An 8510-nucleotide genomic window follows, 5' to 3' on the forward strand; every position below is an offset into this window, starting at 1 on the left:
GCCTCCGTCACGGGCGCGATCCGCCACGCGGCCACGCTCAGCAGCAGCGCCGTCAGCGGGTCCCTGGCCCGCGTCCTGTTCGCCAGCGCGGCCACCTGCCTGGCGACCGACGTGTCCCGCTGGCGCGTGCCCAGCACGTTCTGCGAGACCACGACGCCCACCGCCGCCAGCAGCACCGCGACCAGCGCGGCGATCGTGCCCCTGACGCGCCTGCGCCGCCTGGCCAGGTCACGGGTACGTTCCTGGGACGCGTCCAGGAACGCCTGCTCGAGCCGGTCCGGCCGGAGCAGCGCGCGCCGGTTCGAGGCCCACTCGACGCTCTCGTTCAGGATCGTGCCCCGGTAGAGGTCGTCGGGCGGGCGGCCGTTCGTGTTCCACGTGGTGGCGGCCCGGTTCAGCGCGTGGTGGACGGCCAGCCCCTCCCGGTCCGACTCCACCCAGCCCTGGAGGCGCGGCCAGGCCCGCAGCAGCGCCGCCGCGGCCAGCGTGATCGACTCGCCCTTGCGGACGAGCAGGCCCATGTCGGTGAACGCGCGCAGTACCCGTTCCACACCTGCCGGGTCCCGCGCCTCCTCGATGAGATGCCGGGTCGTGGTCTCCCGCAGCGCGGTCTCGGCGCGCTCGTCCGAGAGGACCATACGTAGCAGCGCCGGCGGCACGAGCGCCTGATCCTCGGGACTGAGTGAGTCGTAGACGCCCTCGGCGACCTCGGCGGGCGACGGTGTGGGCGGCCCGGCGGGCGGCCGGACCTCTCGCGCCGCGTGGCTCCCGCTCCTGAGCAACCCGGAAAGTCCGCCTTGCCCGGTGACCAGCCCGGTGGAGTCGTCGTGCATGGCGATCAGGTCGAGCAGCAGGGAACGCGCCGTGGGGCGGGCCGCCGGGTCCAGCTGCATCGCCTCCGCGACCAGCCGCCGCAGCGGCTCCTTCAGCACCGTGAAGTCCGGCCGTGTGCCGGCCACCTGGTAACGCAGGAGGGCAAGGTCGCCGGAGAACGGTGGCCGCCCGGTGGCCGCGTACAGCATCACCGCGCCCCACGCCCACACGTCCACGGCGGTCCCGCCGCGCCGCCCGGCCAGCCGCTCGGGCGCCATGTACGGCGGCGTGCCCGCCGCGAACCCTCCTTCGGTGGTCTGCGACATCTCGCCCGTCCTGGCCAGCCCGAAGTCGATCACCCGCGGCCCGTCGGGCCCGAGCAGCACGTTGCCCGGCTTGAGATCCCGGTGCACGACGTCCGCGTCGTGGATCGCGGCCAGCGCCGTGGCCACCCCGACGGCCAGCCGGTGCAGCCGGTCGGCGTCGAACGGCCCCTGCAGCTCAACGGCAGCGCGCAGGCTTGGCCCCTCGATGTGCTCGCTCACGATGTACGGCCTGGGCCCGTCCAGCTCGGCGTCGATGATGCGGGCCGTGCAGAACGCGGCCACCTTCCGCGCGGCGGTCACTTCCTTGACGAAGTCGGCCCGCGCCCCGAGGTGCTCCAGGAAGTCCTGGCGGATGACCTTGATCGCCACACGCCGGCCCGCGCCGTCGTACGCGTCGTACACGACACCCTGCCCGCCCGCGCCCAGCCGGCCCGCCAGCCAGTACTCGCCCAGCTGTGCCGGGTCGCCCGGCAAAAGAGGCGTCACGGGCACCCAAGCTAGCGATCGTCCGGGGCCGCCCGCCTCCGGGAACGCCCTAGGGAAAACCCGAAGCGACGGGGTTGATCTGGCAGGCGCCTGAGGAATACGGTGCTAAACGATTAACACACCATGAAGCCGAGGTGTGAGGACCGTCGCCCCTCTCGGCCTCTCCACCGACATCAGAGGCAGATAATTTCCCGTTATCCCCATAGGGAATGCTAGGTTATTCGACTAACATGAGACCAACAGCGCGACAAGTGGCCGAGCTGGCGAACGTGTCAGTGGCGACCGTCTCCTACGTGCTCAGCGGCCGGGACCGCCCCGTGGCCGCCGAGACGAGGCAGCGGGTGCTCGACGCCGCCAGGCAGCTCGGCTACACCCCCAACCAGGCCGCCAGAAGCCTGCGCAAGCGCCGCACCCAGCGGGTCTGCCTGGTGCTGAGCTCGCTCGGCGGTGTGCCGAGCGACGAGCGCCTGGCCACCGACCTGCACGAGATGGCCGACGCGCGGGGCTACTCCGTGGTGACGCTCGCCGTCTACTCCGAGGCCCGTGCGAAGGCCGCCATCGACGTGCTGCGCGGTGGGATCGCCGACGGCGCGCTGATCAACGTCGTCGGCGACCACCTCACCCGCGACCTGCTCACCGGGCTCGCCGCCACCGGGCTGCCGATGGTGGTGCTGAGCAACGAGAGCGGGCTGGAGGGCTGCGACGTCGTACGCACTCCTGAGATGGAGGCGTGCGCGGAGGCGGTCGAGCACCTGCTGGCCCAGGGCAGGCGGCGCATCGCGTTCATGGCGCACCGTCACGAGCTCTACCGGGAGAAGCCCGCCGGACGGCTGCTCGGTTACACGACGGCCCTGGACCGGCACGGCGTGACCGAGCGGATCATCACCTCGGGCGCGGACGACCGCGTGGAGGCCTACCAGACCGCCGCCGAGCTGCTGCGCTCACCGGACCGCCCCGATGCGATCTTCGCGGCCTCCGACCGGGCCGCCATCAGCGCGATCTGGGCCGCCAGGGACGCCGGGCTGAACGTGCCCGGCGACGTCGCGATCGTCGGCGCCGGCAACATCGACGAGGGTCTCATCAGCAATCCGCAGCTCAGCACCATCGGCCCGCTCAGGCACGACTACACCGACGTCGTACGCCTGCTCTTCGACCGCCTCCAGGCCGAGGAGCCGCCGCCCGCCCGTGAGATCGTCCGCTCCTGGACCTTCCTGCGGCGGGGCTCTTCCTAGAAGGGAAACCCCCGAGATGTCCTCCTCTGTCTCCCGCCGTGACCTACTCCGCCTCGCCGGCGCCGCCGCCGCCGTGCCCGTCCTGTCCTCCTGCGCGGGAGCTCCCACCACGCAGGCCGCCGCGCCCGGGACGTTCACCATCTACTGGAACGCCGGCCACGACTACCAGGCCTACCGGAAGGTCATCGCCGAGTTCGAGCAGGCCAACAAGGTCAAGGTCAACCTGCAGAAGTACCAGTGGCCCGACCTGCGCACCCGGCTGCTCGCGGACTTCGCCTCCGGGACCGTGCCCGACCTGGTCGAGGAGCCCGGCGGGTGGGTGCAGGAGTTCGCCGTCTCCGGCAACGCCCGCTCGCTGCAGGACTACGTCGACCGCGACGGCCAGGCGATGGGCTTCCCCTCCGACTGGCAGCCCGTCACGGTCGAGCGCAACTCGTACCAGGGCAAGGTGTACGGCGTGCAGCTCCACCTGACCTGCAACACGCTCTTCTACAACAAGGCCATGCTCAGGGACGCCGGAGTAGAGGTGCCGACCACCTGGGAGGAGTTCCTCGCCGCCGCCAAGAAGCTCACCAAGGACGGCGTGTACGGCGTCGCGCTCAACCAGGACTACACCTACATCTGGCCCTGGCTGACGCAGGCCGGCGTCACCCCCTACGACCCGGCGACCGGCAAGGTCATGACGCCGGCCGAGGACGCGGTCGCCGCGCTGCAGTTCCAGGCCGACCTGATCCACAAGCACAAGGTGGCCCCGGTGCCGGTGTCGAGCACCGACTACTCGGGCCCGCAGAAGCTGTTCTCGGCCAAGCGCGCCGCGATGATCCTCACCGGTCCGTGGGACCTCGATCCGATCAGGAAGACCAGCCCCGACATCGAGCTGGGCGTCGCGCCGCCGCTCAAGCACAAGACGCAGGCCACGCAGGCGGCCGGGGTCAGCATGTTCGTGCCCGCGAAGGCCACCAGACCTGACCTGTCGTGGGACTTCATCAAGCGCGTCACCGCCGTCGAGGTGGAGCAGGCCGCCACCAAGGAGACCGGCATGCTGATGCCGCGCGTGTCGTGGACGAAGCTGCCCGAGGTGCAGGCGAACGAGGTCACCAAGGTCTTCGCCGACGCCCTCCCGTACGCGAAGGACTCCTCGCAGCAGGTGCGGCTCACCGGGCAGCTCGGCAAGTGGGAGGAGCAGCTCAAGGTCATGTACCAGCAGGTGCTCATCCAGAACCAGCCGGCCGCCGAGGCGCTCGCGACGTTCACCAAGTCGGCTGAGGGCTTCCTGCGGTGAGACCCCGGACCCTCGCGGGGCGTTACGCCAGGACCGCCTACCTGTTCCTCCTCCCCGCCATCCTGTTCTTCGCGGCCTTCTTCTATCTGCCGATCGGCAACGTGGTGGCCACCAGCCTGCGTACCGGGCCACAGGCCGACCAGTGGGCCGGGCTGGGCAACTACGCCCAGGCGCTTGACGACCCGGCGGTGCGGCACTCGTTCCTGGTCACCGTGGCCTTCGCGGTGGCGGTGGTCGTGGGCTCGATCGTGCTCGGGCTGGCCCTGGCGATGGCGCTCGACCAGCCGCTCAAAGGCCGGGTGGTGTTCCGGGTGCTGCTGCTGGTGCCGTACCTGACGTCCGTGGCGATCGTCGGCCTGCTGTGGCGCAACATCCTCGACCCCGAGCTGGGCGTGCTGAACCGGGCGCTGCTCGCCGCTGGGCTGCCCGCCCAGCAGTGGCTCAACACCTCGCCGCTGCTCACCATCGCCGCCGTGACGCTCTGGCAGAGCGTGGGCTACACCATGGTGCTCTTCCTGGCCGGACTGCAGGGCATCCCCGAGACGTATCACGAGGCCGCCAAGATCGACGGGGCGGACGCGTGGCGCCGGTTCTGGCGCATCACGCTGCCGCTGCTGGCGCCCACGACGCTGTTCGTGTCGGTGATGGCGGTGATCTCGGGGCTGCAGGCGTTCGGGCAGGCGTACATCATCACGGGCGGCGGGCCCGGCGACGCCACCGACCTGTCCGTCTTCCACATCTTCAACGTGGCCTTCCGCACCAGGGACTTCGGCTACTCCTCGGCGCAGTCGGTGCTGCTGCTGATCGTGATCGTGGCGTTCACGCTGGTCCAGCTCCGGGCGGGGCGGCGCGGAGAGGTCGTGTACTGATGCGCCGCACGCTGCTCTACCTCCTGCTCGGGCTGGCCTCGCTCGTCACGGTGCTGCCGCTCCTCTACATGTTGTCGCTGTCGCTCCAGACCGAGGCCGAGACGCTGTCGGCGGAGGCCGTGGTCTGGCCCGAGTCGCCGCAGTGGGGGAACTACGCCGAGCTCTTCGCCCGCGCTCCGTTCGGGAACTTCATCGTCAACAGCCTCGTCGTGGCCGGCGCCATCACGCTGGCGCACCTGATCTTCGACCCGCTGGTCGGGTACGTGTTCGCCAAGTTCCGCTTCCCGCTGCGCAACACCCTGTTCGTGGCGCTGCTGGCCACGCTCATGGTGCCGTTCTTCGTGCGGATGATCCCGCTGTACGTGCTGATGGCCAACATGGGGTGGCTCAACACGTACCAGGGGCTGATCGCGCCGTTCCTCATGGACGCGTTCGGGATCTTCCTCATGCGGCAGTTCATCCAGCCCATCCCCGACGACCTGATCAGCGCGGCCCGCATCGACGGCGCCTCCGAGCTGGGCATCTACCGGCGGATCATCCTGCCGCAGACGCGGCCCGCGCTGGCCGTGCTCGGGCTGTTCACGTTCGTCTTCCAGTGGAACGAGTTCCTCTGGCCGCTGGTGGCCACCACGACGCCCGAGATGCGCACCATCCCGGTCGGGCTCACCCTGTTCAACCAGGAGTACTTCACGTTGTGGCACCTCACGGCCGCGGGCTCGGTGATCCTCTTCGTCCCCACCGCCGTCCTGTTCATCTTCACCCAGCGATACTTCGTGCGCGGCATCGCGCTGACCGGCCTCAAATAGCTTAGGAGTCCTCTTCTTGCGTCCGAACGTGATCGTCGTCTTCACCGACCAGCAGCGGTGGGACACCGTCGGCCCTTTCACCCCCAATCTCGACAGGATGGCCAGGCACGGCACGCAGGCCACGGTCGCGCTCACCCCGCAGCCGGTGTGCGCGCCCGCCCGCGCCGCGCTGCAGACGGGCCGCTACCCGACCACGACCGGCGTCTATCGCAACGGCCGCGTGCTGCCGCCCGAGGAGCGCACGCTGGCCCACCACTTCGGCGCGGCCGGCTACGCCACCGGCTACATCGGCAAGTGGCATCTCGGCGGCAGCGAGCCGGTCCCGCAGGACCAGCGTGGCGGCTACCGGTCGTGGCTGGCCGCGAACGCGCTGGAGCACACCTCAGACGCCTACCGCACGATCGTGTACGACGAGGCGAACGAGCCCGTGCTGCTGCCCGGCTACCGCTCCGACGCCATCGTGGACGCGGCCATCAGGTACGTCGCCGACCACCACGAGGAGCCGTTCTTCCTGTTCCTGTCGTTCCTGGAGCCGCACCACCAGAACGAGGTGGACAACTACCCGGCGCCCGACGGCTACGAGGAGCGCTACCAGGGCCGCTGGATGCCGCCGGACCTGGCCGCCCTCGGCGGCACCGCCCACCAGCACATGGGCGGCTACCTGGGGCAGGTCAAGCGGCTGGACGAGGGGCTCGGGCGGCTGCTGGACGCGCTGCGCAGCATGGACCTGCTGGACGACACGATCGTGGCGTACACCTCCGACCACGGCAACCACTTCAAGACCCGCAACGGCGAGTACAAGCGCTCCTGCCACGACGCCTCGCTCCGCGTGCCCCTGGCCCTGCGCGGCCCCGGCTTCGACGGCGGCGGCGCGATCTCCCGCCCGGTCAGCACCATCGACCTGCCGCCCACGCTGCTGGAGGCCGCCGGGCTGCCCGTCCCCGAGTCGATGCAGGGGCGCTCGCTCCTCCCGCTGGTCCGGGATCCGCGGGCGGCGTGGCCCGAGGAGGTGTTCTTCCAGGTGAGCGAGTCGGAGGTGGGACGCGGCATCCGCACGTCGCGCTGGAAGTACTACGCCGTCGCCGAGGACGCCCACCCGTGGGACGACCCGGCCGCCTCCGTCTACCGCGAGCAGGCGCTGTACGACCTGGAGAACGACCCGCACGAGCTGGTGAACCTGGCGGGTTTCCCGTCGCACGTGGAGGTGGCGGCACAGCTCCGGGGGCGGCTCGTGCGGCGGATCGTGGAGGCCGAGGGGTCCGAGCCGTCGATCGAGCCGGCCATCGAGCGCCCCGCGCCGCCGCAGGCGATGACCGACCCGGAGGTGCGGCTCCGCGGCGTCAAGCCGGCCCGCTTCGGTCACCAGCGCAGGTGACACGTCGCAGCCTCCTCGTCCTGCTGATCGGCACAGCCGTCCTCTTGCCCTGGAGGCAGGGCCAGGCGATCGGCGCCACGGAGTCCGTCATGCTGGTGGGGAGTAAGTTTCGACTTTGACGGAGTGCTGCGCATGTCTATTGAGCTCCAATCCACCGGCACGTTCACCATTGGTGACAAGAGCGTGCACCGCCTCGGCTTCGGCGCCATGAGCCTCACCGGGCCAGGGGTCTGGGGGCCGCCCCGCGACCGTGACGAGGCCGTCCGGGTGCTGCGCCGGGCCGTCGAGCTGGGCGTCGACTTCATCGACACCGCCGACTCGTACGGGCCGTACATCAGTGAGGAGATCATCCGGGAGGCGCTGTACCCGTACCCTGAGCAGCTCCTGATCGCGACCAAGGCCGGGTTCGTGCGGCCGGGGCCCGCGCAGTGGGTGGTCGTGGGCCGGCCCGCGTACCTGCGGCAGGAGGTCGAGATGAGCCTGCGCCGGCTGAAACTGGAGCGGATCGACCTGCTCCAGCTGCACCGCATCGATCCGGAGGTGCCGCTGGAGGACCAGCTCGGTGAGCTCAAGGCGCTCCAGGAGGAAGGCAAGATCGGCAGTGTCGGACTGTCGGAGGTGAGCGTCGAGGAGCTGGAGCGGTCGCGGCGCATCGTCGAGATCGTCACCGTGCAGAACCGCTACAACCTCACCAACCGGTTCTCCGAAGGAGTGCTGGAGCACTGCGAGGAGCAGGGCATCGGGTTCATCCCCTACAGCCCCATCGCCAAGGGCGCGCTGGCAACGCCCGGCAGTCCCGTGGACCACGTCGCCAAGGCCGTCGGAGCCACGCCCGCGCAGGTCAGCCTGGCCTGGCTGCTGGCCCGCTCGCCGGTGGTGATGCCGATTCCCGGCACCTCCTCGGTCGCCCACCTGGAGGAGAACCTCGCCGCCTCCACCGTGAGGCTGACGGCCGAGCAGGTGAGCGCGCTCACCGCCGCCGCCCGTTGACGGGCCTTCCGGCGGGCCCCTTGCCTTTTGGCGGGGGCCCGCCGGGTCCGGGTCAGCCCAGGCCGGACTTCATGGCCGTGAGCAGCTCGGCGTTCGTGGTGTCGCCGCTGAGCTCCCAGAAGAACGCGCCGCCGAGGCCCTGGCTCTTCGAGTAGCTCATCTTGCCGCCGATCGTGCTCGGCGTGTCATAGCTCCACCACTGGCCGCCGCAGTACGCGTAGGCGGTGCCCGCGACCGTGCCGGTGGACGGGCAGCGGGTCTTGAGCACCTTGTAGTCCTCGATGCCCTGCTCGTACGTGCCCGGCGCGGGCCCCGTCGCCGTGCCGCCGGG

8 protein-coding genes are annotated in these 8510 nt (G+C 70.5%); 6 read left to right on the forward strand and 2 right to left on the reverse strand.

The features are described 5' to 3' along the window. The coding region (locus AB0J09_RS47550; protein WP_360706918.1) for a serine/threonine-protein kinase at positions 1-1625 on the reverse strand (1625 nt) is incomplete at its 3' end. Positions 1626-1855: 230 nt separating this feature from the next. Between AB0J09_RS47550 and AB0J09_RS47555 the strand changes: the two genes are divergently transcribed. The 6 genes from AB0J09_RS47555 to AB0J09_RS47580 all read left to right on the forward strand — a co-directional run bounded on the left by AB0J09_RS47555 (position 1856) and on the right by AB0J09_RS47580 (position 8179). Further along, on the forward strand, positions 1856-2857 hold the full coding sequence (locus AB0J09_RS47555; protein WP_360706921.1) for a LacI family DNA-binding transcriptional regulator: 1002 nt from the start codon (positions 1856-1858) through the stop codon (positions 2855-2857). Positions 2858-2873: 16 nt separating this feature from the next. Further along, the gene (locus tag AB0J09_RS47560; RefSeq protein WP_360706923.1) at positions 2874-4139 is read left to right on the forward strand and encodes a sugar ABC transporter substrate-binding protein; all 1266 of its coding nucleotides are present in this window, start codon (positions 2874-2876) and stop codon (positions 4137-4139) included. Then, the gene (locus AB0J09_RS47565; RefSeq protein ID WP_360706926.1) at positions 4136-5008 is read left to right on the forward strand and encodes a sugar ABC transporter permease; all 873 of its coding nucleotides are present in this window, start codon (positions 4136-4138) and stop codon (positions 5006-5008) included. Before AB0J09_RS47560 ends, AB0J09_RS47565 begins: the two co-directional genes overlap by 4 nt. Next, entirely contained in the window at positions 5008-5814 is an 807-nt protein-coding gene (locus AB0J09_RS47570; RefSeq protein WP_360706929.1) for a carbohydrate ABC transporter permease, read from the forward strand. Before AB0J09_RS47565 ends, AB0J09_RS47570 begins: the two co-directional genes overlap by 1 nt. Before the next feature lie 16 nt (positions 5815-5830). After that, positions 5831-7189 (forward strand): sulfatase-like hydrolase/transferase, encoded by a 1359-nt coding sequence (locus tag AB0J09_RS47575; RefSeq protein WP_360706932.1) that lies wholly within the window; start codon positions 5831-5833, stop codon positions 7187-7189. A 132-nt stretch (positions 7190-7321) separates the two neighbouring features. Further along, positions 7322-8179, forward strand: coding sequence for an aldo/keto reductase (locus AB0J09_RS47580; RefSeq protein ID WP_360706935.1), 858 nt, complete (start codon positions 7322-7324; stop codon positions 8177-8179). A 52-nt stretch (positions 8180-8231) separates the two neighbouring features. On the opposite strand, the gene AB0J09_RS47585 is transcribed toward AB0J09_RS47580, so the two are convergent. After that, positions 8232-8510, reverse strand: a 279-nt coding sequence (locus tag AB0J09_RS47585; protein WP_360706938.1) for a glycosyl hydrolase family 18 protein, incomplete at its 5' end; no start/stop codon positions are given.

The sequence above is a fragment of the Nonomuraea sp. NPDC049784 genome, assembly GCF_040659615.1.
In the GTDB taxonomy this organism is placed as follows: domain Bacteria; phylum Actinomycetota; class Actinomycetes; order Streptosporangiales; family Streptosporangiaceae; genus Nonomuraea.

Bases quoted from the DNA above. Each gene is read 5' to 3' on its own strand.
- AB0J09_RS47570 (WP_360706929.1), top strand. From the start codon at position 5,008: ATGCGCCGCACGCTGCTCTACCTCCTGCTCGGGCTGGCCTCGCTCGTC.
- AB0J09_RS47555 (WP_360706921.1), top strand. From the start codon at position 1,856: ATGAGACCAACAGCGCGACAAGTGGCCGAGCTGGCGAACGTGTCAGTG.
- AB0J09_RS47560 (WP_360706923.1), top strand. From the start codon at position 2,874: ATGTCCTCCTCTGTCTCCCGCCGTGACCTACTCCGCCTCGCCGGCGCC.
- AB0J09_RS47580 (WP_360706935.1), top strand. From the start codon at position 7,322: ATGTCTATTGAGCTCCAATCCACCGGCACGTTCACCATTGGTGACAAG.